This is a genomic window from Streptomyces roseochromogenus subsp. oscitans DS 12.976 (assembly GCF_000497445.1).
Classification (GTDB): Bacteria; Actinomycetota; Actinomycetes; order Streptomycetales; family Streptomycetaceae; genus Streptomyces; species Streptomyces oscitans.
Genome location: NZ_CM002285.1, coordinates 6565777 through 6589977, shown reverse-complemented (window position 1 = coordinate 6589977; position 24201 = coordinate 6565777). Strand labels below are relative to the sequence as shown.

Genomic DNA, 24201 nt, shown 5'->3' with positions numbered 1-24201 from the left:
CGGGGCAAGGTCGTGCGGTCGCGGCGGCTTGTGCAGCTAGCGTCGCGGTATGACGGTGACTTGGGAAGAGCTGGGGTGGGAACGGCTGGCCGCCGGCGTCGGACGCCGCCGCCTCCCCGGCTGTGACTGCACGGTCGGGCTGGTCCTCGGGGAGGGTACGGCGCTGATGGTGGACGCCGGATCCAGCCTGGCCGAGGGCGCGCGGCTGCGGGCACAGGCCGAGGAACTGGCCGACGGCCGTGTGACCCATCTCGCGCTGACGCATCCCCACTTCGACCATGTCCTCGGGGCGGCGGCGTTCGCGGGGACGGAGATCTACGCGGCCGTGGGCGTCGACGCGGTCTTCGCCTACGAGCGCGCGGAACTGCGCTTGGACGCCGTGCGCAACGGGCTCCCGGTGGCCGACGCCGACGAGGCGGTGGACGCGCTGGTGCCGCCCGGCCATCTGGTCTCCGGCGAGTGGACGCTGGACCTGGGCGCGGGCCGCCAGGCGCTGCTGGCGAACGTGGGTCCGGGACACACGGCCCACGATCTCGCGGTGCTGATCCCCGGCTCCCCGGAGGTGGTCTTCTGCGGCGACCTGGTCGAGCAGTCCGGCGAGCCCCAGGCGGGTCCGGACGCGGTCCCGTCCCGCTGGCCGGACGCCCTGGACCGGCTGCTGTCCCTGGGCGGCGAGGACGCGCTGTACGTACCCGGTCACGGAGCGGTGGTGGACGCGGCGTTCGTACGACGTCAACGCGACGAGCTGGCAACGCGCTTCGGCGTGTCGTGAGCGCCGACGTGAGGCTTCTCCTATCGTCATCCGAATGCGCCAGTACTCCGCCGATCTGACTCCACCGTGGAAGAGGCCGAAGCCCACGCCGGAGGTACCGGCGGAGCCGGGCCTGGTGGTGGAGGAGCCCGGTACCGGCTTCTGTGGCGCGGTGATCCGCTGCGAGGCCGGCACGGTGACACTGGAGGACCGCTTCGGCAAGCACCGGGTGTTCCCGCTGGAGCCGCGGGGCTTCCTGCTGGAGGGCCGGGTGGTGACGCTGGTGAGGCCTGCGGCCGGTCCGGTACGACCCACCCGTACCGCCTCCGGCTCGGTCGCCGTCCCCGGCGCCCGCGCCCGCGTGGCCCGCGCCGGCCGCATCTATGTCGAGGGCCGGCACGACGCCGAGCTGGTCGAGAAGGTCTGGGGCGACGACCTGCGCATCGAGGGCGTGGTGGTCGAGTACCTGGAGGGTGTGGACGACCTGCCGTCGATCGTGTCGTCCTTCGCACCGGGTCCGGACGCACGGCTGGGCGTCCTCGTGGACCACTTGGTGCCGGGCACGAAGGAGTGGCACATCGCCGAGTCGGTGACCAGCGAACACGCACTGGTGGTCGGGCACCCCTACATCGACATCTGGGAGGCGGTGAAGCCCGCCGCGCTGGGGATCGAGGCCTGGCCGAGGGTGCCGCGCGGCCAGGACTGGAAGACAGGGGTGTGCCGGGCGCTGGGCTGGCCTTCGGAGAACACCGGGGCGGTGTGGCAGGCGATTCTGCGGCGGGTCGGGTCCTACAAGGACCTGGAGCCGGAGTTGCTGGGGCGGGTGGAGGAGCTGATCGACTTCGTTACGGGTAGCGGTGGGGCTTGACGTCGGGGAAGGTACCGAACTCGCTGGTTTTCAGCTCGACACCCAGGACATCCAGCATCAGCGGCCGGCCGAACTTTTCGATGTACTGCGCCCGGTAGTTGGCGTCCTCGCCCTTTCCCTCGGGCTTTGTGAACAGAACGCACTGCGCCATGATCGGATCGATGACGAGATAGGCGGGCACGTTGCCTGCGGCATAGATCGAACGCTTGACGGCGTAGTCGCGGTGCACACTGTCCTTGGAAACGACCTCGACGACCATCGTGATCAGTTGGCACGGCAGCAGACGCCCCGAATCGGGCAGGACGTCACGCGCCACGACCACGAGGTCCGGAACCGGCTCACTCGCCTCGTCGACGAGGTCCACGTCCTGGGTCTGAAGCGGATACCAGCGATCCAACGGAATCTGCCGCTCCGTCAGCAGCACGATCAGGTTGTGCACCAGATCAGGGCTGGCCATCATCACGATTTCCCCCCGCAGAAGCTCCGCTTTGAGCCCGTCAGGCGGCTCAAAGCCCTCGAAGAACTCTGCGACTCCACGTTCGTCCACAGCGGTCATCTCCGTGGCCTCTACATTCGCCGCATACTGTCAGCGGCAGCCTACGAACCAGGTTAGGGACCGAACCGGCGTTCCGGAGGGATTCACTCGCCAGAGTGATCAGTCCACCAGATCCCGCACCACCGCATCCGCCAGCAACCGCCCCCGCAGAGTCAATACGGCCCGCCCCTCCCCGTACGGCCCTTCCTGCAGCAGCCCCTCCCCCAACGCCCGCCGGGAAGCCGCCAGCCCCGCCTCCTTCAGCAAGGACAGCGGCACCCCCTCCCGCAGCCGCAGCTCCAGCAGAATCCGTTCGACCCGCCGGTCCTCCTCCGACAGCAGCTCACGCCCGGCCCCCGGCGACCGTCCCGATGCCAGCGCCGCCGCGTACGCCCCCGGATGCTTCACGTTCCACCAACGCACCCCGCCCACGTGCGAGTGCGCCCCGGGACCCGCCCCCCACCAGTCGGCGCCGCGCCAGTACAGCTCGTTGTGCAGGCAGCGGCCCGCCTCCGAGGTGGCCCAGTTGGAGACCTCGTACCAGTCGAAGCCCGCCGCCGACAGGGTTTCCTCGGCGATCAGATAGCGGTCGGCGTGGACGTCGTCGTCCGTCATCGGGACATCGCCCCGGCGGATGCGGCGGGCGAGCTGGGTGCCCTCCTCGACGATCAGCGCGTACGCGCTGATGTGGTCCGGCCCGGCGCCGATCGCCGCGTCCAGCGAGGCCCGCCAGTCGTCGTCGCTCTCGCCGGGGGTGCCGTAGATCAGGTCCAGGTTCACGTGCTCGAAGCCCGCCGCCCGGGCCTCCGCCACGCAGGCCTCGGGGCGGCCCGGCGTATGGGTGCGGTCGAGCACGCGCAGCACATGCTGCCTCGCGCTCTGCATGCCGAAGGAGATCCGGTTGAAGCCGCCTTCCCGGAGCGTGGCGAGGTAGGCCGGGTCCACCGACTCGGGGTTCGCCTCCGTGGTGATCTCCGCGTCCGGTGCCAGGCCGAACTCGTCCCTGATCGCCCCCAGCATCCGTACGAGATCGTCCGCGGCCAGCAGTGTGGGCGTACCGCCGCCGACGAACACCGTACGGACCGCGCGCGGGTCGTCGCCGAGCACCTTCCGGGCGAGCCGGATCTCGTCCGTCAGCGTGTCCGCGTAGTTGTCGCGGGACGCCAGCACACCGCCCGTGCCGCGCAGCTCGGTCGCGGTGTAGGTGTTGAAGTCGCAGTAGCCGCAGCGGGTCGCGCAGTACGGGACGTGCAGGTAGAAGCCGAGCGGGCGCTCTGCGGCCCCGGCGAGCGCGTGCGCGGGCAGCGCGCCGTCGGCGGGGACGGGCTCGCCGTCGGGGAGTGCGGAAGGCATGTCTTCCATTGTCCAGCACAGGCGGGGCTACTCCGCTTGCAGCACCAGCAGTGCGAGATCGTCCTCGGGCAGGCCGCCGCCGAAGTCGTGCACCATGCGGCGGATCCTTTCGGCGATCAGCTCGGCGCTCAGGCCCGCGCAGCCGGACAGGGCCTGCGCCAGCCCGTCGCCGTCGTCGAACTGGCGGGAGCCGGAGCGGCGCTCGGTCACTCCGTCGGTGACGCACAGCAGGCTGTCGCCGGGCCGCAGGTCGATGCTCTCGCTGGTGTAGGTCTCGTCCTCGACCACGCCGAGCAGGGTCTGCGGGCGGGCGGCGGTGCGCACGGTGCCGTCGGGGCTGAGGACGAGCGGCAGCGGGTGCCCGGCGGAGGCGAGGGTGCAACGGACGCCGCCGTCGTACGGGGTCAGCTCGCCGTAGAGGAGGGACAGGAAGCGGGTCTGCGGGCCGTCTCCGGGGGCCACCGGGCGGCCACCGGCGGCGACCAGGGCGCGGGCGGCCGCGTCGGCGGCCTCGGTGGCGTCGTCCAGGAGGAGCTGGTTGAGCCGGTCCAGGACGTCGGCGACCCGGTAGCCCTCGCGGGCGAGGAGGCGGAGCCAGGGGCGGGCGAGCCCGATCACGACCGCCGCCTCCGGGCCCTTGCCCTGGACGTCGCCGACGGCGAAGCACCAGCGGCCGTCGCCCGCCGGGAACAGGTCGTAGAAGTCGCCGCTGGGGCCGCCCTTGTCGCAGGGCTCGTACACGAGCGCGCTGCTCAGGCCGGGGATCTGGGCGACCGCGCCGGGCAGCAGGCCGCGCTGCAGGACGGCGCTGATGGTGGCCTGGCGGGCGTACTGGCGCGCGGCCCCGATGGCGAGCGCCACCCGGCGGCTGAGGTCCTCGACGAGCCCGGTGACCTCATCGGGAAAGCAGGCGAGCCCGCACCGGCCGATGACCAGCGTGCCGAGCGGCCGGCCGCCCGCGATCAGCCGGTACGACAGCGCCGTGCCGTCGGCGCCCTCCGCGCCGAGCACATGGCCGGGCCACGGGTACGGCTCGGGACCGGAGCGCAGCCCGTCGGGCGGGCAGGGCGGCTCCTTCTCCAGGGCGCACCGCAGTTCCTCGATGCGGTTCTCGCTGGCGTGCCAGACCCGGTCGGGGCCCCCGCCGGCGCCGCCGCGCACGCTCGCCTCGTCCTCCAGCCACACCGCGCACCAGTCGGCGAGCCGGGGCACGAGGAGCTGGCCGGTCAGGGCGGTCACCAGGTTCTCGTCCAGCTGTCCGGCGAGCAGGTCGGAGGCCTCGGCGAGGAAGGACAGCGCACCTCGGCCGAGCCAGTCCCGGTCGCCCACGGCGCGGTGCGGCTGCGGGGCCAGATCCTCGGCGACCTCCAGGGCCACGTCCGGTGCGGGCGCGTCCGGGTCCTCGACGCCGCCCGGGGGCAGCCGCGCCCAGACCGTCTTGGCGCCGGTGCGGTAGGTGACGCCCCAGGACTCGGCGAGCGTGGTGACCAGCCGCAGGCCGCGCCCGTACTCGGGGGTGTCGTACGCCCCCTCGCCGCCGAGGGCATCGCGCGGCGCGCGGGAGGGATGCCGGTCGCAGACCTCCACGACGAACGCGCCGTCCTCCTCCAGCCGCCAGTCGACCTCGACGTCCGTACCGACGTGCACGACGGCATTGGTGACCAGCTCGCTGACGACGGCCATGGCGTCGTCAGCGAGCCGGGCCGAGACGTCGGGCGCCTCGGCCAGCGCGGCCCGCACCAGCGCACGGGCCGACCCGGGCGCGACGGGGCTCCCGGGCAGCGTGGTCCGCCCCCGTACCTCCCGGGCCCGGGCCGCCTCGCTCTCCCGCTGCGTGGGTATGGCCGCCATGTCCATGCGGCAAGGGTGACAGGCCGGGGGCATCTATAAGCGCTGAGTCACTGAAGTGACCAGAAGACGGCCACTTTCGAGCGCCGCTGAGCACAAATCCCCAAGGGGCGCGGGGAACTGCGCGCACAACCACGACGAACCCGCAGCCGCCGACAGTCCCCTGCCACCCCTTCGAAACCGCGTCAGGCCTCCCGCGTCCCGGCGTACATCTCATCGATGAGGTGCTTGTACTCCCGCTCAACCACGGGCCGCTTCAGCTTCAGGCTCGGCGTGATCTCGCCGTGCTCCACATCGAGATCCCTGGGCAGCAGCCGGAACTTCTTGATCGTCTGCCATTTCTGGAGCCCGGCGTTGAGCTGCTGGACGTATCCGTCGACCATCTCGACGGTCTGCGGCGCGGCGACGATCTCCGCGTAGGGCTTGCCCTCCAGCCCGTTCTCCTTCGCCCAGTCCTGGAGCGCGATCTCGTCCAGGGCGATGAGCGCGGTGCAGTAGTTCCGGTCGGCGCCGTGCACCAGGATGTTGGAGACGTACGGGCACACCCCCTTGAACTGGCCCTCGACCTCGGCCGGAGCGACGTACTTGCCGCCGGAGGTCTTGATGAGGTCCTTCTTGCGGTCGGTGATGCGCAGATAGCCGTCGGGCGACAGCTCGCCGATGTCGCCGGTGTGGAACCAGCCGTCGGACTCCAGCACCTCGGCGGTCTTCTCGGACAGCCCGTGGTAGCCCTCCATGATGCCGGGGCCGCGCAGCAGGATCTCGCCGTCCTCGGCGATGCGCACCTCCGTGCCGGGCAGCGGCTTGCCGACCGTGCCGGTGCGGTAGGCCTCGCCGGGGTTGACGAAGGAGGCCGCGGAGGACTCGGTGAGGCCGTAGCCCTCCAGGATGTGGATGCCGGCGCCGGCGAAGAAGTAGCCGATCTCGGGCGCGAGCGCGGAGGCGCCCGAGACACAGGCGCGCAGCCGGCCGCCGAAGGCGTGGCGGAGCTTGGCGTAGACGAGGGTGTCGGCGACCTTGTGCTTGGCGGCCAGGCCGAAGGGCACGGCGTGGGTGCCGGTGCGCCGGAAGTTGTCCTGGGAGACCTTGGCGTACTCGCGGGCGACTTCGGCGGCCCACTGGAAGATCTTGTACTTGGCCGGGCCGCCCTCGCGGGCCTTGGCGGCGACGCCGTTGTAGACCTTCTCGAAGATGCGCGGCACGGCGGCCATGTACGTCGGCTGCACCACCGGAAGGTTCTCGATGATCTTGTCGACGCGGCCGTCGACGGCGGTGACGTGCCCGACCTCGATCTGCCCGGAGGTGAGGACCTTGCCGAAGACGTGCGCGAGCGGCAGCCACAGGTACTGCACGTCCTCGGCGGTGATCAGGCCGGTCGCGGCGATCGCCTTCGCCATGTACGCCCAGTTGTCGTGCGGCAGGCGCACGCCCTTGGGGCGGCCGGTGGTGCCGGAGGTGTAGATGAGGGTGGCGAGCTGCTCCCGGGTGATCGCGCCGACCCGCTCCTTGATCAGCTCGGGGTGCTTCTCCAGGTAGGCGGCGCCGCGCTGCTCCAGCTCGGCGAGGGTGGTCACCCAGTCGTTCGTCTCCACGCCGGCCGGGTCGATGGCGACGACCTTGGTCAGCTCGGGCAGCTCGGCGCGCTTCTCGACGGCCTTGGCGACCTGGGCCGCGTCCTCGGCGATCAGCACGTGGCTCTCCGAGTCGGAGAGGATGAAGGCCGACTCGTCCTCGTTGGTCTGCGGGTAGATGGTGGTCGTCGCACCGCCGGCGCACATGATGCCGAGGTCGGCGAGGAGCCACTCGACGCGGGTGGAGGAGGCGAGCGCCACCCGCTGCTCCGGCTGCACGCCCAGTTCGACGAGCCCGGCCGCGATCGCGTACACCCGCCCGGCCGCCTGCGCCCAGCTGAGCGACTTCCAGTCGTCCGGGCCCTGGCCCGAGGCTGGCGGCACTGGATAGCGGTAGGCCTCGGCGTCCGGTGTGGCCGCCACGCGTTCCAGGAAGAGGGCCGCCACGGACGGCGGACGGTTCTCGATCAGGGTCTGTGTGTCGCTCACGACATCCTCCGGGCCCGCGACGGTGCGGCTGTACTCGGTGCGGCTGGGTTCACTCACGGTGGGGGGTTCGCGCTGCTGTCTCACTGTTGTTTAACTCGCGAGTAACTATCGAGCAGGGATCAGAGTAAGCCGCGACCGGCCGCTGCGTAAGGGGCATCGGCCTGTCTGTTTCTTCGCGTGTTCCACGGAGAGCGACGCTACGCACGCGTAGGGGCCTGCCGCGCTTTCACACGACAGGCCCCTGTGTGTCCGGTTTACGGACGCCACCCGTTGTTACCGTTGGTTACTTCTTGCCTTTGGCCGACCCCGCGCTGTCATCGCTGGACAGCACGGCGATGAAGGCTTCCTGCGGAACCTCCACGGAACCCACCATCTTCATCCGCTTCTTGCCTTCCTTCTGCTTCTCCAGCAGCTTCCGCTTACGGGAGATGTCACCGCCGTAGCACTTGGCGAGGACGTCCTTGCGGATGGCGCGGATGGTCTCGCGGGCGATCACCCGGGAGCCGATGGCGGCCTGCACCGGCACCTCGAAGGCCTGCCGCGGGATCAGCTCCTTGAGCTTCGCGACGAGCCGTACGCCGTACGCGTACGCCTGGTCCCTGTGGGTGATCGCGGAGAACGCGTCCACCTTGTCGCCGTGCAGCAGGATGTCGACCTTGACCAGGGAGCTGGTCTGCTCGCCGGTGGGCTCGTAGTCCAGCGAGGCGTAGCCGCGGGTCTTGGACTTCAGCTGGTCGAAGAAGTCGAAGACGATCTCCGCGAGCGGCAGCGTGTAGCGGATCTCGACGCGGTCCTCCGAGAGGTAGTCCATGCCGAGCAGGGTGCCGCGCCGGGTCTGGCACAGCTCCATGATCGAGCCGATGAACTCGGTGGGCGCGAGGATGGTGGCCCGCACGACCGGCTCGAAGACCTCGTTGATCTTGCCCTCGGGGAACTCGCTCGGGTTGGTGACCGTGTGCTCGCTGCCGTCCTCCATGACCACGCGGTAGACCACGTTGGGGGCGGTGGCGATCAGGTCGAGGCCGAACTCGCGCTCCAGCCGCTCCCGGATCACGTCCAGGTGCAGCAGGCCGAGGAAGCCGACGCGGAAGCCGAAGCCGAGGGCGGCGGAGGTCTCCGGCTCGTAGACGAGCGCGGCGTCGTTGAGCTGCAGCTTGTCGAGGGCCTCGCGCAGCTCCGGGTAGTCGGAGCCGTCGAGCGGATACAGGCCGGAGAAGACCATGGGCTTCGGGTCCTTGTACCCGCCCAGCGCCTCCGTGGCCCCCTTGCTCTGGCTGGTGACGGTGTCACCGACCTTGGACTGGCGGACGTCCTTCACACCGGTGATGAGATAGCCCACCTCGCCGACGCCGAGGCCGTCGGCCGGCAGCATCTCGGGCGAGTTGACACCGATCTCCAGCAGCTCGTGCGTGGCGCCGGTGGACATCATCCTGATGCGCTCGCGCTTGTTGAGCTGGCCGTCGATGACACGGACGTACGTCACGACACCGCGGTAGGAGTCGTAGACCGAGTCGAAGATCATCGCGCGGGCGGGCGCGTCGGCGACCCCGACCGGGGCCGGGATCTCCTTGACGACCTTGTTCAGCAGCGCGTCGACGCCGAGACCGGTCTTCGCCGAGACCTTGAGAACGTCCTCCGGGTCGCAGCCGACCAGGTTCGCCAGCTCCTCGGCGAACTTCTCCGGCTGGGCGGCCGGCAGGTCGATCTTGTTCAGTACGGGGATGATCGTGAGGTCGTTCTCCATCGCCAGGTAGAGGTTGGCGAGCGTCTGCGCCTCGATGCCCTGGGCGGCGTCGACGAGGAGGATGGTCCCCTCACAGGCGGCGAGCGACCGCGAGACCTCGTAGGTGAAGTCGACGTGCCCCGGGGTGTCGATCATGTTGAGGATGTGAGTCGTGCCCTGGTCGGGGCCCTCGGTGGGGGCCCAGGGCAGACGCACCGCCTGGGACTTGATCGTGATGCCGCGCTCGCGCTCGATGTCCATCCGGTCGAGGTACTGAGCACGCATCTGCCGCTGCTCGACCACACCGGTCAGCTGGAGCATCCGGTCGGCGAGCGTGGACTTGCCGTGGTCGATGTGCGCGATGATGCAGAAATTGCGGATCAGAGCCGGGGCGGTACGGCTCGGCTCGGGCACATGGTTAGGGGTCGCGGGCACGCAGGGTCCTGATTCTTGAGGTATCCGCAGGTAACGGTCTCGGGTCGGATCGATACGTAGTCTCCATGGTCCCACGCGGAGGGACCGAGGACCGTTTTGGGCCGCTCGCAGGGCCACTGGTACTGTAGATGGCTGTGCCTCATGCCCTCTCAGCGCGAGGCACGTCAGAGAAATTTTGGATCACCGGTACGGGACCTTCGCGGCCCCGGCCAGAACCTGAAAAGGCTCCTTCGTGGCGAACATCAAGTCCCAGATCAAGCGGATCAAGACCAACGAGAAGGCTCGGCTGCGCAACAAGGCCGTCAAGTCCTCCCTGAAGACCGCGATCCGCAAGGCCCGCGAGGCCGTTGCCGCGGGTGACGTCGAGAAGGCCACCGTGGCGGTGCGCGAGGCTTCGCGCAAGCTCGACAAGGCCGTCTCCAAGGGCGTCATCCACAAGAACCAGGCCGCCAACAAGAAGTCGGCGCTTGCTTCCAAGGTCACGTCCCTCAAGGGCTGAACTCTCCCTTTGATCTGACCGCCGGAAGGACCCAGAGCGGGCCCTCTCTCATCCGCTCCCATCCGGCACCCCGGATTCGCACGCGGCCTGCGTTCGCCACGCGGGTGCGAGTCCATCAGCTTGAACCGAAGGCCTCGGCGCTCCCCCTTCCCCAGGGCGGACGCCGGGGCCTTTGGTATGGGGCGGTGTGATGCTGTGCGCCGCTTTTCAAGCGACAGATTCGGGGGTGGATAGGCGAGCGGGGTCCGGGGCTGAGCGCCGGCGGCCTTGTCGGCTGGCTGGAGGCCTTCCCGGCCGACCGAGCCCATGACTCCGTGACGGAAGCTTCCCGGCGGACCGAGGCAGGTGGGTGTGGCCGGAATCCAGGGGCGGGGCCCCTGACGGGGTCTCGGGCGGAGCCCAGGGACACCTATCCGCGCCCCCGGGACCGGGCAGCCCGAGCGATGATCACAACCGCCTTCTCCAGGGCGTACTCAGGATCATCGCCCCCGCCCTTCACCCCGGCATCGGCCTCGGCGACAGCCCTGAGCGCCGCCGCAACCCCGTCCGGCGTCCACCCCCGCATCTGCTGCCGCACGCGGTCGATCTTCCACGGCGGCATCCCCAACTCCCGCGCCAGATCAGCCGGCCGCCCGCCCCGAGCCGACGACAACTTCCCGATGGCCCGCACGCCCTGCGCCAGCGCACTGGTGATCATCACCGGCGCCACCCCGGTCGCCAGCGACCAGCGCAACGCCTCCAGTGCCTCCGCCGTACGCCCCTCCACGGCCCGGTCGGCGACCGTGAAGCTGGAGGCCTCCGCCCGCCCCGTGTAGTACCGCCCGACGACCGCCTCGTCGATCGTCCCCTCCACGTCGGCGACCAGCTGGGAGACCGCCGAGGCCAGCTCCCGCAGATCGCTGCCGATGGCATCGCACAGCGCCTGGCACGCCTCGGGCGCGGCCGACCGCCCGAACGAGCGGAACTCCTCCCGCACAAAGGCCAGCCGGTCCGCGGGCTTGGTCATCTTCGGGCAGGCCACCTCCCGCGCTCCCGCCTTGCGCGCGGCGTCCAGCAGCCCCTTGCCCTTGGCCCCGCCCGCGTGCAGCAGCACGAGCGTGATCTCCTCGGCGGGCGCCCCGACATACGCCTTCACGTCCTTGACCGTGTCGGCGGACAGGTCCTGCGCATTGCGTACGACCACGACTTTCCGCTCGGCGAAGAGCGAAGGACTGGTGAGCTCGGCGAGCGTGCCGGGCTGCACCTGGTCCGGGGTGAGGTCGCGTACGTCCGTGTCGGCGTCGGCGGCCTTGGCGGCGGCCACCACCTCCCGCACGGCACGGTCGAGCAGGAGGTCCTCCTGGCCCACGGCAAGCGTCACCGGAGCGAGAGGGTCGTCATTCGCAGTCTTCCTGGCCATCCCTCAAAGCATCCCACGCACCACTGACAATGGGCTCACGCTGCTGCGAGGGCTCGCGCAGCCGCGGGCTCCGACCTAGCTGCGGGGCCCACTTGGCCGCGGGCAGTCGCGCCTCCCCCGGTGCCCGGACACCGGTCACTGCTCAGCCGGCAGGATCACGGCTCCTCCCGCCACCCGTCCCACTCCCCCACGAACTCATCCAGCTCCGCCGGATCCAGCCGCTCGTCCTCGTCCCGCAGGACCACCAGCCACTGCGCGTCCTCGGCATCGTCCTCGCCGGCCAGCGCGTCGCGGACCAGCCGGGGCTCCTCGTCCAGGCCGAACCGCTCCCCGAGCGCCTCGGCCGCCTCCTCGGCGGCATCCCGGTCGGGCAGCACCAGCACATGTCTCACATCGCTCACGGCCCCATTCTCCGGCACCGCACATGCACCGAACCCCCAGGTCAGCCCTTGAGCACGAGCTGCACCTCACCTGGTACGGCGTACAGCCCTCAGCCAGGCAACACACCCCACATCAAGGGGATCCAGCATATTTGCGGAGACTGAGCCGGATTATGAGTAAAAACTCCGGCTTCGCACAGTCGGCACACAGTCCAGCTCGATCCCGAACCGCTCCCGGTACACCGCCAGCACCTCCTCGTCCGTCCCCAACTCCCGTGTCCCGCGCTTCCCGTCGGCGTCCGTCGTCGTCAGCGACCGCCCGCTGAGCGTGACCCTCCCTCCGTCCTCGGTGGCCCTGGAGCAGACCAGCGACCGGGTGAAGTGCGACACCGGCGAGGTGCTGTGCCACCAGGCCGCGGCCACGAAGTCCCCGAGCACCCGGGGCCGCGCCTCCAGCCGGTACTGCGGCCTGCCGTTCCGTACGACGTCCAGGTCCCCGGCCCCGCCCGAGCCGCCACCGCGCACCCCGGCCGCGTCGGGCCCGGCCTCCACCACCCGGAACACCCCGCCGGGGTCGGCTTGCTCCCCGCGTTCCGCGTAGGCCAGCGGGTAGTGGCTGTGCGCCCCGAACCCGACGTCCGCGAGCCAGGTGTCCCCCTCCACCGTCCGCACCCGCAGGGCGAGATGGTCGTACGGGATACCGAGCCGTCCCTCGTCGCCGTAGACGCGTCCGGCGAGCAGCTCGACCTCATAGCCGAGCGCGGCGAGCAACGCGCCGAACGCGCCGTTCAGTTCGTAGCAGAAACCACCTCGCCGCCGTCCGGTCACCTTGACCAGCAGCCGCTCCTCCTCCAGCACGATCTCCTCACCGAAGTGGATCGACAGATTCTCGAAGGGGACGGTCTGCAGATGGCGCAGATGCAGCTCGCGCAGCGCCGGGCCGGTGGGCCGCTGTGGGCGCTCGGCCCGGATCCTGCGGAGATAGGCATCGGCCTGGCTCGGATTCATGGACCCAGTCTGAGCGAACACCGCGTCCTCAGTCCCTCGTCACCATCACCTTCCCTCCCGCCCCGCCCGTCCCGCCGACCGCGAGCTCTCCGTCCCGGTCGGTGCGCAGCACCAGCGCCCCGCCCGCCCGCAGCGCGGCGACGGTCGCCGGTGCCGGGTGGCCATAGGGGTTGTCGGCGCCGCAGGAGATGAGCGCCACCCGGGGAGCCGCGAGCCGTATCAGCTCCGGATCTTGATAAGCCGAGCCGTGGAATTGCCTTAGTTCTTGGTAGAGCTGTGACCTGCGCAAATATTGAGCGGAAGCAGTCAGGACCCCTCACGTCCGGTGGAGAACCGGGACTGAAGGGCCGGAGACCCGCCCCGCCAGCGTCTTGCGGGACACCGGCGGGGCGGTGCAACTACGGTGCCGGAGACCTGAAGACAGGTCGATTACCTCCCAGGTAATGCGCAGACCGGGACCGAGCGCGCGTGTTAGGCCAGGAAGGCTAGATAAGTGCCGACTGTGAGGCCTGAGAAGGTGAGGAGCTGGCGGGGCTTGAGACAGGTGAACGCGGCGTGCATCCCCGCACCGGCGACTACGGCATAGGGCGTCGTCTGCGGGATGAGCAGCGTAGGGGGCAGCGCGATCTCCATGGCGATGACCGTGGTCGCGATCAGTCGCCACAGGCGGACGTCCCGATCAGCCAGGTTGCCCATGTGACGGCGGACAAAGCCGGGGATCGCGTACTGGCCGCCGTAGGGCAGTTGATCCCTGACCTGAGCGTAGACGTGCATCCACTGGGCGAGGTAGAGGCCGGTGCGGAACTGAGGCGAGCGGATCTTCTGCCAGGCGCTGTTCCAGTAGATGTCCGTGGTGATGAGCACAAGTAGGCACTGCGCCCAGGTGTTCGCCTCGCTCAGGCCATGCTCGACGTGCAGGCCGTGGCCGAGGTCTCCGGCGAGCAGGAGGCAGGTGCCGGTCAGCAGGATGTAGCGGATGGCGTTGGGGCTCTTGAGGTACAGCAGCTCCATCGCGGCTCCGGGAAGGACCACCAACAGCGCGAGGCGGGGGCCAGGGCCTAGCGCCAGAGCGAGGGCGGCGGCCGTACGGACAATCAGGGCGGGCCGGTAGACGGTCACCAGAAGACGAGTTCGGACGGCGCCGAAGCGCTGCTCGGCGAGGTGGGCGCTGAGCGAGGCGGAGGCGAAGCGGTCCCAGCCACCTTGGCCGAAGGCGAGGGCGAACCGCAGGGTGAGCACGGTGCCGAAGATGATCCGGAACCACTGGAGGCGTCCCGGGTCGGTGGTGTGCTGGAATCCGGAGGTGAAGGCGTCAAAGAACCACACGGCCGTCCCTCACCTCCACAGGCTGCTCACCCCGAGCGGACAGGACGCGGCCATGTCCGTCGATCCGGTCGTACCGGCCGCTGCCGGTGAGGTGGTCGAGGATCGTCTGGAGCTGGGGCGGGCCGAGAATAAAGCTCCCCGGGGAGAGGTAGTCGTACACATTCACGGGCTCGGTGCACCCGTCCTTGGTGGTGCCGGTGAGCGAGATGATCGTGAAGGTGGCGCGGCAGAACATCTTCCAGCGCAGCCAGCGGCCGGGCAGGCGGGTGAAGCCAGTGATCATCCACGCCACCAAGCCGAGGGTGACGGCGATCTGGACAGCAGACAGCACAGACATGTGCATGGGCAGGAACCTCCGGGCGGGGAGGGTGAAGGTGAAGAGGAGCGGCCCGCGCAGGCGGGGCGCCAGGGGGTCAGCGCTCGGGCTTGGGGGGCCGCTGCATCAGCGCGGCCGCAGCCTGGGCGAGGGTGACCTTCTCGTGCAGCAGGGTGGAGATCACTTCCGTGATCGGCATCTCGATGTCGTGGGCGTGGGCCAGGGCGAGGATCGCCTCCGCGGACTTGACGCCCTCGGTGGTCTGCCGGGTGGCGGCTGCGGCCTGCTCGACGCTCAGGCCCCGGCCGAGGTGAGTTCCGAAGGTGCGGTTACGGGAGAGCGGGGAGGAGCAGGTGGCCACCAGGTCGCCCATGCCGGACAGGCCGGCGAGGGTGGCCGGGTGGGCGCCCAAGGCCATGGCCAGCCGGGTGGTCTCCGCCAGGCCGCGGGTGATGAGCATGGCCGTGGCGTTGTCTCCCAGGCCCATGCCGGAGGCGATGCCGACCGCGAGGGCGATGACGTTCTTCACCGCGCCGCCCAGCTCGCATCCGGCCACGTCGGTGCTGGTGTAGGGCCGGAAGTAGGGGGTGTGGCACGCCTGCTGGAAGCGGCGGGCGGCGTCCTCGTCGGGGCAGGCGACGGTGGCGGCGGCAGGCCGACCATCCATGATCTCGCGCGCCAGGTTCGGGCCGGACAGCACGGCGACCCGGTCCGCGCTCAGGCCGGTCACCTCGGTGATGATCTGGCTGGCCCGCAGGTGGCTGCTCTGCTCGATGCCCTTCATCAGCGACACGATCACGGTGTCATCTCCGATGTGCGGTGCCCACGCGGCGAGGTTGGTCCGCAGGGTCTGCGCGGGGATGGAGAGCACCAGGAAGTCCGGGCCATCCAGCGCGGTGGCCGGGTCGGTCGTCGCAGTCAGGGCAGCAGGCAGCTCGATGTCCGGGAAGTAGCCGGGGTTGCGGTGATGCGTGTTGATCGCGTCGGCGATCTCGCTGCGGCGGGCGTGCACGATGACGTCGGTGCCGGCGTCGGCCAGGATCTTGGCGACGGCCGTGCCCCAGGACCCGGCCGAGAACACCGCCGCGCGGGCGGGGCGGTTCTGGCTCACTGCGGGGTCCTCTCGGTGGACACGGATCCCCCACCCTGGGGGCGGCTGGGCTGGGTCATCGTACCGGCCGCGTCGGGCACGGACGGTGACGTGCTGGCGCGTCGCAGGGTCAACAGGACGGCGCGGCGGCCGGGAAGGACGGGCAGCATCCGGTGCGCCTCAATCAGCATGTTCTGCGCGGGGAGGTCGCCGAGTTCGCACCGCAGTTCCTCGGCGTGCGCGATCCACAGCCGGTAGAGGCGTTCCCACATGACGGGCTCGGCGGGACGCTCGTCCACGGACTCCAGGATCAGCCCGGCGGCGCGCGCCTGTTTCTCCCACGTTGGTGTCACGCCGGGCCTCAGGCCGCGGGTGGCGAGGAGCCGGCCGCCGGGTGCCAGGAGTCGGCCGAGTTCGCGCAGTGCGGCTGTTCTGTCGGCGGCGCCGCTGAGGGCGTCCACGCACACCGCGCCGTGGGCGCAGCCGTCAGGCAGGCCGCTGGCTTCCAACCGCGCAACGCGGAAGGCCGCGCGCTCTGCAGAGACGAAGCCAGGGCGGCGGGCGGTAGCCTGCGCGACGGCGACAGGAGAGACGTCGAACCCCACCAGACGGGTGGCCAGGGCGCGGGCCAGCCACAGCCCGATGCCGCCGCTGCCGCAGCCAGCGTCCACCAGAAGCTGACCGGGCCGCATCCGCAGTCGCGCGGTCATCAGCCCCAGCAGGGGCCAGTCACAAGAGCTGGAGGCGTTGACCTCCAGGGGGTAGTCCTCGCCCATCGCCTCGGCGTACAGGCGGGCAACCAGGGGCGTGCGTGCCCGCGCGGCGTGCAGCGCGTCGTATTGGGCCGCGAGCTGTTGAGACTGGGGAGCGGCTGGGGTGACGGAGTGGAGCGTCATCGTGGCATCGCCCTTCTGATCCGTGACCGGGTGCCAGGACAGACGACCTGGACCGCGTAGACGGGGGCCCTGGCGTCCGACAGGTCCAGGGTCATCGGCTCGTATCCGGTGATGAGTTCGACCCGCCGCGCAACGTCACGTACCTGGTCGGCGAAGTCGCCCGGGCCCGAGGCGAAGTGGGTTGTTGCCTCCGGCCACACGGCAAGCCCTGTTCGCTGCGCCGGGCTAAGGGGCGGGGTGTCGAACCAAGCGAGATCGCTCGGGAGGTCATCCCGCGTGCCCGCGATGGCCGTCAGCCGCGATTGCGCCGCCTCGGTCAACGCCCGTGTCAACGCAATGACCGGACTGCTGTGGCACCCGCCACCCGCGAAGACGACCGGGAAGTCCTCGGACCACAGGTAGGCCAGGCACACCGGGATCCCGTACGGGCCGTCTACGAGGGACAGTTCCAGCGCCATCCCGGCGGAACTCAACCGGTCGATCACCTCCCGACCGTAGGGGTCATCGACTGTCGCTGGGTCGATCAGCGTCCGCCGCTGGCCACCGCACTGTCCGTCCTGGAACAGAACGTCCCGTTCAACAACCTCGAACAGTGCGTGCAGCAACGCCTCGTCGCGGGTGTTTCCGCACGCCAGGCCGGTGCTGGTGGCGCGCAGCAGATTCGGGCTCCACTCAGGCCGCTGCGCCCGGCGGCGGACCAGGGCGACCGGCAGCAGCACCTTCTCACCGCTCATGAGACCGGTGCCAGGGGTCCACTCCCACACCAGCCGGGTAAGAGTCTCCTCGGGGTACGGAACGATGAGCGGCAGCGCGGAGACGGGATAGTCAGGGGCGACCTCCACAGCCGAGCCGCGCACCGCGATAGGCAGCGGTTGCTCGACGTGCCACAGCTCGATCGCCTCCATCACGGCCGACAACTTCGCCAGCAGATCGGTCGCGCCCTTGCCCTGAGACGTGCTCAGGGTCATGGACGCCGGCCGGATCGCGGTCCAGACCGGCAGCCCGATGCAGTCCAACTCGGTGAGCCGTGCGACGCGGGTGATCCCGTACGACGGCAACAGCCCCGCGAGCGTCTGCCACGTCTCCTCGGGGGGCCGGGCTCGCATCGTGCCCGGCAAGACAACCAGATCGTCACTGGGCAGCACTGGTCGCCTCCATCCGCTCAGACTCGGCCAGATACCCAGGCACCAGCCGCTTCGCCGCCTCCACCGCCCGCGCCCCGCAGACCAGTCCGCGGGCAGAGGCTTCCTCATCGAACAGATGCTCAGAGCACCGCCACACGCGCAGCAACATCCGGCGAGCGAGGTCGTCGCGCACCGCCGCAGTCGAGAATCCGGGCCGGCTGCGGCGAACTGCGGCCAGGGTGTCGGCGTAGCGGGCGACCGCCGCGCGGTCCTCGCATGCCTCGCCAGCCAGCAGCAGAGCCACGGTTGCTTCGTCTCGCAGGTCCACTGTCGGGTGGAACACCTGATGAGCGGGCAGGGTGCCGCCGGTGACCTGGGCCGACCGCGTCTTCAGTGGCAGGCCGGGGCTCCCATCGGCGGGACGCAGGGATCGGTGTTCCAGGTAGGCCGTCCATGTCTCTCGGAAATCGGGGTCGAACACCTGCTGGTAGATGAGGCGGTCTTCCGTGGACAGGTCCAGTCCGTCAACGCGGGTGCGGGCGAAGGCGTTGGACCAGCGACGGAAGTACGGCGATTCCCACGAGTGTGGTGCTGGCCGGGCAGCCCCGGGCGGCGTGAAGCCGTCGAGTGCGGTACGTACGGCGGCGAGGGCATCGGCGCGCTTCAGGTCGCCGAAGTACTGGTCACGCTCGGTCTGCTCGGCCAGCCAGTCAGCGAACGCCGTCTGGCCCTGGCGGCGGCACACGGCCCGAACTGCGGCCCACGTGCGTTGCGGGTAGTGGACCGCACGGAGCGCCTCCAGCAGCCTGGCGGCCCGCTCCCCGTCGAGTATCTCTGCCGACCGCGCCAGGTCCAGGACGTGCCGGAGGTTGACCACCGGCCAGGTCAGAGCATCCCACTCCCCGTCAGGGGCCTGTCCGACCGCGACCTCGTCGTCGCCGTCGATGTCGCCCCGGGCGTATGCGGTGTAGATGCGGCCGACGCCAAGCATTCCGTACGGCGCCAGCTCGACAGCCCGTAGCGCGCCGATGCTCGCCGCCCCGATTACCCGGAGGCCTCGGCCCATCGCGGCCAGGATCTCCTTGTGGCGCAGCGCCGGAGCCTGGTGATACACCCCGTCGATGATCACGACGGTGTCACCGATACCAATCGCGGCGGCGAACAAGTCCCCGTGCCGCACCGGCGGCCGCACCCGCAACCCTGACACGGCGAGCAACGCTTCCGACCGGCGCAGCGTCGGGCCAACGAACACGTGAATCACTGAACACCTCAGCTCTACGAAGAAGAGAGGCGCCCCTCCCCAGGGCCCGGCGTGGCCGACAAGAAGGGAGGGGCGCCAGCTGGGAGTGGGACCTACTCCTCGTCCTCGACGTCAACGGCTACCACCACGGTCCCGGTGATCTCCTCGGCCTGCTCGGCCGACACCGCAGGGGCGACGCCTTCGGACTGGGAAACGGACGTCATGTGATTCCTCCTCGGGATTGCCTTTGTGGTTGAACCCCTCCCGCCGACGACTCGACATGCAGGACGCCGACGGGACGGGTGGCCCGTCTCGCCGGCTCTTGCGGAGGCCGACGAGACGGGGGTTTGGGATGCGACCCTGACCCTGCGGTCGCCATGGGGCCCTTTGTGCCAGGGCGGGCGCGGCGGCTACTGGCGCGGTCGGCGTCGCGGCCGGGAGCGGAGGCACGTCAGACCATCTCCGTGAACTCGCTGTCCTCGCAGAGGGCATCGAGATCGTTGACGGCCGTCACGCCCTCCAGGGTGACCAGGAGGCGGGAGGCGAGCACCCAGCGCAGGCGACGGGCGTCCATGAAGGAGACGCTGACGTCAGGCTCGGGCTCAAGCGTCTTCGGGCTGTACATGACGCCCTGGACCCCCCACACGGGCGTGTACGAGACGAGCGCTGCGGCCCACCCCCGGCGAAGGCGCGGGCAGTTCTCCACGGCGAGGCGAGCACACACCGGGTGCACAGGCGGCGAGGACGTGCGCTCACCCTCGCAGATGGGGTGCCCGCCCGCCGCTCCCATGAGGAAGAGCGTGCGCTCGTCGTCCCGGATGCCGACGGTGGGGCCACCGCACATCTGGCAAAGGAGTCGGCTCATGGCCTGCCGCTGCCGGAGAGCATGGACGGCCCGCAACTCGGGCTGCCCGGTGCGCACCGCTGGCATGCGCACCCACAGGGCGCCGTACTGGCGGTCAACGTGGATTTGCTCGTCAACGAAGCCGAGCCCGGTGCCACCGCGGCGGCAGACCTCGGCCACCGGCTGGGACGGCATGTGTTCCCCGGACCAGGCGGTGATGAAGGGGACCGGCGTCCCGTCCCTGTACAGGACCGGACGGACACCCGTGCTGCTCATCGGACGGCCGCCCTGGTCATCACGCACTGAGTGTGTGCGTAGCCCAGGTGGTCCTGGGACGTCCCTTCCCAGCGCACAGGCACCGTCATCTCGCCCACGTGGATGGGGTGGTGACAGCTGACACACTGCGGGGCCTCCTTGCCCGCGGCGGCGATGGTCACGTCGTGCACGGCGCGGAGGCCATAGCCGACGTGGCAGACACGCGCCTGCTGGCACGCCGTGGTGCAGCTGCTGACGTGGCGGTGCCAGTCGTACCAGGTGATGTACCAGGCGAGCCGAGCGCTGTAGCACCGCCCACAGCCCAGGCGCGGGACACTGGTCTGAAGGCGCGCGCGGTCTTCGCCGAGCGGTCCGCCGCACCACACGCAGGCCTTGCCCGCTGCAGCTGCCGTGGTCATGCCCGAGGGCATCTCCCAGGAGACGAGCCGATGCAGCCGCTCCATCTCCTCGGTGCTCAGTACCGTCATCGGCCCAGCTCCAGGGCCGTCGTGGCGGGCTCTTCCTGCGCGCGCAGCTGGCGGCGGCCGCGCAGGATGAAGTCGAAGACGGCCTCGCGCTGACAGAGGTCGTGGCGGTTACGGGGCGGCCTGACCCAGTACGAGCCGGGCGGCTCGGTGACCTCGACGTCGGGCACGCCGAGGAAGCTGCCGGGGCCGAGCAGGGGCGTCTCAGCGGTCCCGGTCCAGGTGATGGCCGGCCAGTACGGTACGAGCGCCCAGTAGGTGGGGCCTGCCACCAGCACGTCGTAGATGACGGGGCCGCGCAGGTGATGTGCCACGGCGTCCGCGACGGCCTGCGGGTCGTCGCTGCCGACGGCCGCGTGCACGATAGTTCCGGGGATCCGGACCGCGCCCCACCCGGCGCCGAGCGGCAGTATCGCGAGCCCCTGCGTCTGCCATTCGCGGCGGGCCTGCTCGGTCGAGCGGTGAGCGCCTGCGAGCCAGGTCCGGATAGTCTCCGGCGAGTCGGGGCGCCTATCGCTCCGGACGGGCAATGGGAATTGCGGAGGAAGCGGAAGTAGCAGTGTCGCCCCTCTTTCCGGGGCGATACGGTGCGCCATGTCGACTCCTACTAGTCGGCCATCCCCCGGGGCCGTTCGCGCGGTCGCCGGGGTCTCGCGGTGGGTGGCTTTGGCGTTCACACGGCGTTCGCCTTGCTGCGGCATCCGCATGTGACGATCTGCCACACGCGGGTGCTGCCCCGGACGACGACGTGCCCAGCCTCGCGCAGGGTCTTGTTGACCGCTCCGCAGTCGAAGCAGGCCTCACCGTGCAGTCGGACGATGCTCACGCGGCCGTCGATGACCGTGGGCGCGAGCGAGAGTGTGTCAGGCATTCCCCGCTCCCATCTGCTGGTTCCTACGCGTGGAACAGATGGTGGGGGCTGTGGAAAGGCACAAGTACCCCAGCGAGGGGTAGAGGGGTAGTGGCTCAGGTGGCCGCGCACCACTCGGCGAAGTTGGAGAGGGTCTCAGCGTCCGCACGCTTGAGCCGCCGGAGCGTGCCCGCGTCTTCTCGCACCCATGGGTGCTCGCGGGTGTGCTGGGGCGCGATGTGCCGGGCGACCTTCAAGGACTCGAATGCGTCATCCGCGAGTCCAGACCACAGTTGGGCGCGGGCGAGTTCGATGTAGAAGCCGCTGCGACGTTCGGCAGGGAGGTCTCTCGGAGGCTTCCACTCGCCCGCGACGTCGAGCGCTCGGCTGACGTGCTCATCTCCCAGGCTGACGGAGACGGATACCTCGTGAATCCGAACTGAGTCGGGCCCGAAGGCCGTTCCGCAGTACACGTCCTCGGAGACTTGATCAGCCAGTGCTCGGGCTTCGTCCAGGTGCCCGGCGGCGGCCCCGGTGTCACGGGCGCGGCCGGCGATGACCGCTGCCCGCATGTGGAGGGCGCCTCGTGCCGCGATCTCGGGGGCCGTGGCAGGGGCTGGCACTGCGTCCAGAGCATGCTCAAGGGCCCGGAGCCCGGGAGTGTGCGCGCGGGCGGCGAAGAAGGTCTCTGTGCGTACGTATGCGACGGACGCGGCCAAGAGCGGATCATCGGCTGCGGGAGCTGCCCAACGCATGAGGTCGACCAGCCGTGCGGACAGGTCGCGGGCGCCGAACTTGTAGGCCACGGCGTCGGCTGCGCGGTAGGCCCTGACGAGGAGTCCAGCCAGTTCAGCTTGTTCCGCGGCCGGGGCCTGGTGGTAGCCGCGGGCGAGTTCAGCGAGCAGGTCTGGCAGCTCGCGGGCGATTCGCGTGTACCGCGCCGCGAGGCGCCAGCTGACAGCCGCATCGACCACCTCGCGAAGCTCGTGGAGGGGACGCACCGGTCCGTCATCGGGAACGTCGTATGCGGCGATTGCGGCGGACAGTACTGGTAGCGCGTCGTGGACCCGCGTTTGCACGGACTCTCGATCCGAGCAGAGCCGTGCGGGATCGATGCCCAGAGCGTCGGCGATGGCTTCGAGCGTGCTGTCGCTTACGCCGCGCTCGCCGCGCTCGATCTTCCGGATCGTGCCAAGGGCTACGCAGGAAGCCTCGGCGAGCTGCTGCTGTGTCAACTTCGGGCGCATGACGCTGCGGTAGTAGGCGATTCGGGCGCCTACCCCACCACGAGGGCGTGCGGGCATCTCGGCTCCAGTTCGGTGCAACCACTCCGAACAGTACCCACGTCGAGACTCGGTGTGCACACAAACGGCCCCACCAACTGCTCGGCTGGCAGGGCAAGTTACTGCTCAGCCATCGACGATGGCGACGAGCTGGGTGAGACTGTCGATTCGCCAGTCGGCAGCAGCTACGACATCAGCGTCCTGTGCCCACAGATGCCCCCACGGGCCACGACGGATATGTGCGGCGCGCATCCCAGCCGCTTTCGCCGGGACCACGTCGTTGGCGGGATGGTCACCGACGTACAGAGTCGCGCTCGGCGTAGAGTGCGCCACCTCCATTACCCGCTGAAAGAACTCCGGCTGAGGCTTCGCGAAACCCCACTCTCCGGAGGTGGCGATGAGGTCTGCCGGAAGATCGAGGCCGCGCAGCAGTTCACCTGCACGGGCCGTCTGGTTCCCCGCAATGATCACGCGCACGCCGTGATCCTTAAGGGCCGATAGCGCAGGCCGGACGTCGGGATACAGGTCGCTCTCGTCCAGTCCTTCACCGCGGCCGGCCGCCTCTCGGGCCTGATACTCGGCAAGGACGTCGATCCCCGGCCGCACGAGCCGGAGCGCTTCGGCATTGTCCCGGCCCTGCGCGACAACAGCTCCGACGAGGGCGGACAGCGTGTGTCTCGGGACATTGAGCCAGTCCGCCCACGAAGCCCAGTAGCGGTCGTCGCGAGTGATCGTCTCGCCGACGTCGAACACGATGGTCTCAATCACGCGGTGAGCCTACGGCTCGCACGCCAAGATGCGCAGAAAATCGAACACATGATTGAATCTGGGGCATGAGCCCGATCCCCGACGACCTCGCACGCGCCCAAGAGGAATGGCACGCCACCTACCGGCAGCTCGCCGTACGACCGCGCACCGCGCTCCGGCAGCAGCTCATCCACCTGTCGTCGGAGGTGCTGTTCCACCCGTACTGGCAGGGTCGGCGGTCAGCGGCCTGGGCGGCGCTGCACGGTGCCCCCTATGTCCGAGCTGCCTCCTAGCCCGCCGCTGCCGCCTGACGCCCACCGGCTCCGGGTGATCCTCGCGCACCTCGACGAGCGGCTCACCGAGAACGAGACCGTCCGCATCTACCTCCATCTCCAGCGGAAAGCAGTGCAGGCGGCACTCACCCAAGCCGAGGCCCCTCCCGCGAGACGCCCAAGTCGGCCGGTCAAGGGAGCCAAGGGGCTCCCTGCCCTGGCTCAGGCGCCGAACCGAATCGGGTTCGTGGTTCAACAGAAGCGCACCCCCATGGGGCCCGAACCAGCCCTGATCCACGTCAGCGACTGCACGAAGATCCAGGGCACGCCGCACCGGATCAGGGCCGACGAAGCGCGCGCCGCACTCACTGACCCGAACATCGAACCCTGCGGCTTCTGTCGGCCGGACACCGAGCTGGGCATCGACGTGGCGTGAGCACCGGGCCCGGATGGCGGGCGTGGAGCGGGCCGGGCAGGGGGACGACGATTGAGCCCCTACGGCTCGGCGAGCCGCAGGGGCTGGTGTCACCTCTTCCACCGGGGGGATGGCGAAGGGGGACAGCCCACCGCCCCCAGGAGAGCCGGATCTGGACGACTCCGGTGAGGCGGCGGGG

The 24201-nt window shown here is 70.0% G+C and carries 25 protein-coding genes and 1 pseudogene; 5 read left to right on the top strand and 21 right to left on the bottom strand.

All coding sequences use genetic code 11. The features are described from left to right. The first annotated feature begins 49 nt into the window (after window positions 1-49). Window positions 50-772: an MBL fold metallo-hydrolase gene (locus M878_RS78265; protein WP_023550889.1), complete on the top strand. Its 723-nt coding sequence runs from the start codon at window positions 50-52 to the stop codon at window positions 770-772. 34 nt (window positions 773-806) lie between these two features. After that, window positions 807-1619 (top strand): DUF3097 domain-containing protein, encoded by an 813-nt coding sequence (locus M878_RS78260; protein WP_023550888.1) that lies wholly within the window; start codon window positions 807-809, stop codon window positions 1617-1619. Here M878_RS78260 and M878_RS78255 read toward each other — a convergent pair. The 5 genes from M878_RS78255 to lepA form a co-directional block, all read right to left on the bottom strand. After that, window positions 1597-2175: a Uma2 family endonuclease gene (locus M878_RS78255; RefSeq protein WP_023550887.1), complete on the bottom strand. Its 579-nt coding sequence runs from the start codon at window positions 2173-2175 to the stop codon at window positions 1597-1599. The two genes, M878_RS78260 and M878_RS78255, sit on opposite strands and share 23 nt — an antisense overlap. 99 nt (window positions 2176-2274) lie before the next feature. Further along, window positions 2275-3507, bottom strand: a complete 1233-nt coding sequence (gene hemW, locus M878_RS78250; RefSeq protein WP_023550886.1) for a radical SAM family heme chaperone HemW — start codon at window positions 3505-3507, stop codon at window positions 2275-2277. 27 nt (window positions 3508-3534) lie between these two features. Continuing rightward, a complete protein-coding gene (locus M878_RS78245; protein ID WP_023550885.1) occupies window positions 3535-5358 on the bottom strand; it encodes an ATP-binding SpoIIE family protein phosphatase in 1824 nt (607 codons plus the stop codon). Window positions 5359-5540: 182 nt separating this feature from the next. After that, complete coding sequence (locus M878_RS78240) at window positions 5541-7415, bottom strand: AMP-dependent synthetase/ligase (RefSeq protein WP_031226110.1); 1875 nt, start codon at window positions 7413-7415, stop codon at window positions 5541-5543. Between the two features lie 283 nt (window positions 7416-7698). Beyond that, window positions 7699-9573 (bottom strand): translation elongation factor 4, encoded by a 1875-nt coding sequence (gene lepA, locus M878_RS78235; RefSeq protein ID WP_031226109.1) that lies wholly within the window; start codon window positions 9571-9573, stop codon window positions 7699-7701. 232 nt (window positions 9574-9805) lie between these two features. Here lepA and rpsT point away from each other — a divergent pair, with 232 nt between their 5' ends. Then, window positions 9806-10072 (top strand): 30S ribosomal protein S20, encoded by a 267-nt coding sequence (rpsT, locus tag M878_RS78230; protein ID WP_023550882.1) that lies wholly within the window; start codon window positions 9806-9808, stop codon window positions 10070-10072. Window positions 10073-10481: 409 nt separating this feature from the next. Here rpsT and holA read toward each other — a convergent pair whose 3' ends face one another. The 16 genes and pseudogenes from holA to M878_RS78155 form a co-directional block, all read right to left on the bottom strand. Continuing rightward, window positions 10482-11471: a DNA polymerase III subunit delta gene (gene holA / locus M878_RS78225; protein WP_031226107.1), complete on the bottom strand. Its 990-nt coding sequence runs from the start codon at window positions 11469-11471 to the stop codon at window positions 10482-10484. 155 nt (window positions 11472-11626) lie between these two features. Further along, the gene (locus tag M878_RS78220) at window positions 11627-11872 is read right to left on the bottom strand and encodes a hypothetical protein (RefSeq protein WP_037730210.1); all 246 of its coding nucleotides are present in this window, start codon (window positions 11870-11872) and stop codon (window positions 11627-11629) included. Between the two features lie 150 nt (window positions 11873-12022). Then, the gene (locus M878_RS78215) at window positions 12023-12859 is read right to left on the bottom strand and encodes an arylamine N-acetyltransferase family protein (protein WP_023550879.1); all 837 of its coding nucleotides are present in this window, start codon (window positions 12857-12859) and stop codon (window positions 12023-12025) included. Window positions 12860-12887: 28 nt separating this feature from the next. Further along, window positions 12888-13109 (bottom strand): annotated as a pseudogene (locus M878_RS96740) (hypothetical protein); the annotation flags it as partial. A gap of 221 nt (window positions 13110-13330) precedes the next feature. Beyond that, a complete protein-coding gene (locus M878_RS78210; protein ID WP_023550877.1) occupies window positions 13331-14185 on the bottom strand; it encodes a hypothetical protein in 855 nt (284 codons plus the stop codon). Beyond that, window positions 14172-14528 carry a hypothetical protein gene (locus M878_RS78205; RefSeq protein ID WP_023550876.1) on the bottom strand — a complete coding sequence of 119 codons (357 nt, stop codon included), beginning with the start codon at window positions 14526-14528 and terminating at the stop codon, window positions 14172-14174. The genes M878_RS78210 and M878_RS78205 overlap by 14 nt, the downstream gene beginning before the upstream one ends. A gap of 70 nt (window positions 14529-14598) precedes the next feature. Continuing rightward, window positions 14599-15612 (bottom strand): NAD(P)H-dependent glycerol-3-phosphate dehydrogenase, encoded by a 1014-nt coding sequence (locus M878_RS78200; protein WP_023550875.1) that lies wholly within the window; start codon window positions 15610-15612, stop codon window positions 14599-14601. Then, complete coding sequence (locus M878_RS78195) at window positions 15609-16487, bottom strand: class I SAM-dependent methyltransferase (protein WP_023550874.1); 879 nt, start codon at window positions 16485-16487, stop codon at window positions 15609-15611. The genes M878_RS78200 and M878_RS78195 overlap by 4 nt, the downstream gene beginning before the upstream one ends. Continuing rightward, a complete protein-coding gene (locus tag M878_RS78190) occupies window positions 16484-17593 on the bottom strand; it encodes a YcaO-like family protein (protein ID WP_051430309.1) in 1110 nt (369 codons plus the stop codon). The genes M878_RS78195 and M878_RS78190 overlap by 4 nt, the downstream gene beginning before the upstream one ends. Window positions 17594-17618: 25 nt before the next feature. Then, the gene (locus M878_RS78185; RefSeq protein ID WP_023550872.1) at window positions 17619-18872 is read right to left on the bottom strand and encodes a TfuA-like protein; all 1254 of its coding nucleotides are present in this window, start codon (window positions 18870-18872) and stop codon (window positions 17619-17621) included. A 430-nt stretch (window positions 18873-19302) separates the two neighbouring features. Then, entirely contained in the window at window positions 19303-19971 is a 669-nt protein-coding gene (locus tag M878_RS78180) for a hypothetical protein (protein ID WP_023550870.1), read from the bottom strand. Continuing rightward, complete coding sequence (locus tag M878_RS78175; RefSeq protein WP_023550869.1) at window positions 19968-20438, bottom strand: hypothetical protein; 471 nt, start codon at window positions 20436-20438, stop codon at window positions 19968-19970. The genes M878_RS78180 and M878_RS78175 overlap by 4 nt, the downstream gene beginning before the upstream one ends. Beyond that, the gene (locus tag M878_RS78170; protein WP_023550868.1) at window positions 20435-20797 is read right to left on the bottom strand and encodes a hypothetical protein; all 363 of its coding nucleotides are present in this window, start codon (window positions 20795-20797) and stop codon (window positions 20435-20437) included. The genes M878_RS78175 and M878_RS78170 overlap by 4 nt, the downstream gene beginning before the upstream one ends. Window positions 20798-21108: 311 nt before the next feature. Then, window positions 21109-21306: a hypothetical protein gene (locus M878_RS78165; protein WP_023550867.1), complete on the bottom strand. Its 198-nt coding sequence runs from the start codon at window positions 21304-21306 to the stop codon at window positions 21109-21111. A 95-nt stretch (window positions 21307-21401) separates the two neighbouring features. Further along, a complete protein-coding gene (locus M878_RS78160; RefSeq protein WP_031226099.1) occupies window positions 21402-22589 on the bottom strand; it encodes a helix-turn-helix domain-containing protein in 1188 nt (395 codons plus the stop codon). A 105-nt stretch (window positions 22590-22694) separates the two neighbouring features. After that, window positions 22695-23336 (bottom strand): HAD family hydrolase, encoded by a 642-nt coding sequence (locus tag M878_RS78155; RefSeq protein WP_023550865.1) that lies wholly within the window; start codon window positions 23334-23336, stop codon window positions 22695-22697. 65 nt (window positions 23337-23401) lie between these two features. Between M878_RS78155 and M878_RS78150 the strand changes: the two genes are divergently transcribed. Beyond that, entirely contained in the window at window positions 23402-23608 is a 207-nt protein-coding gene (locus M878_RS78150; protein ID WP_023550864.1) for a hypothetical protein, read from the top strand. Continuing rightward, window positions 23589-24023 carry a DUF6233 domain-containing protein gene (locus M878_RS78145; RefSeq protein WP_031226097.1) on the top strand — a complete coding sequence of 145 codons (435 nt, stop codon included), beginning with the start codon at window positions 23589-23591 and terminating at the stop codon, window positions 24021-24023. The genes M878_RS78150 and M878_RS78145 overlap by 20 nt, the downstream gene beginning before the upstream one ends. Window positions 24024-24201 lie beyond the last annotated feature (178 nt).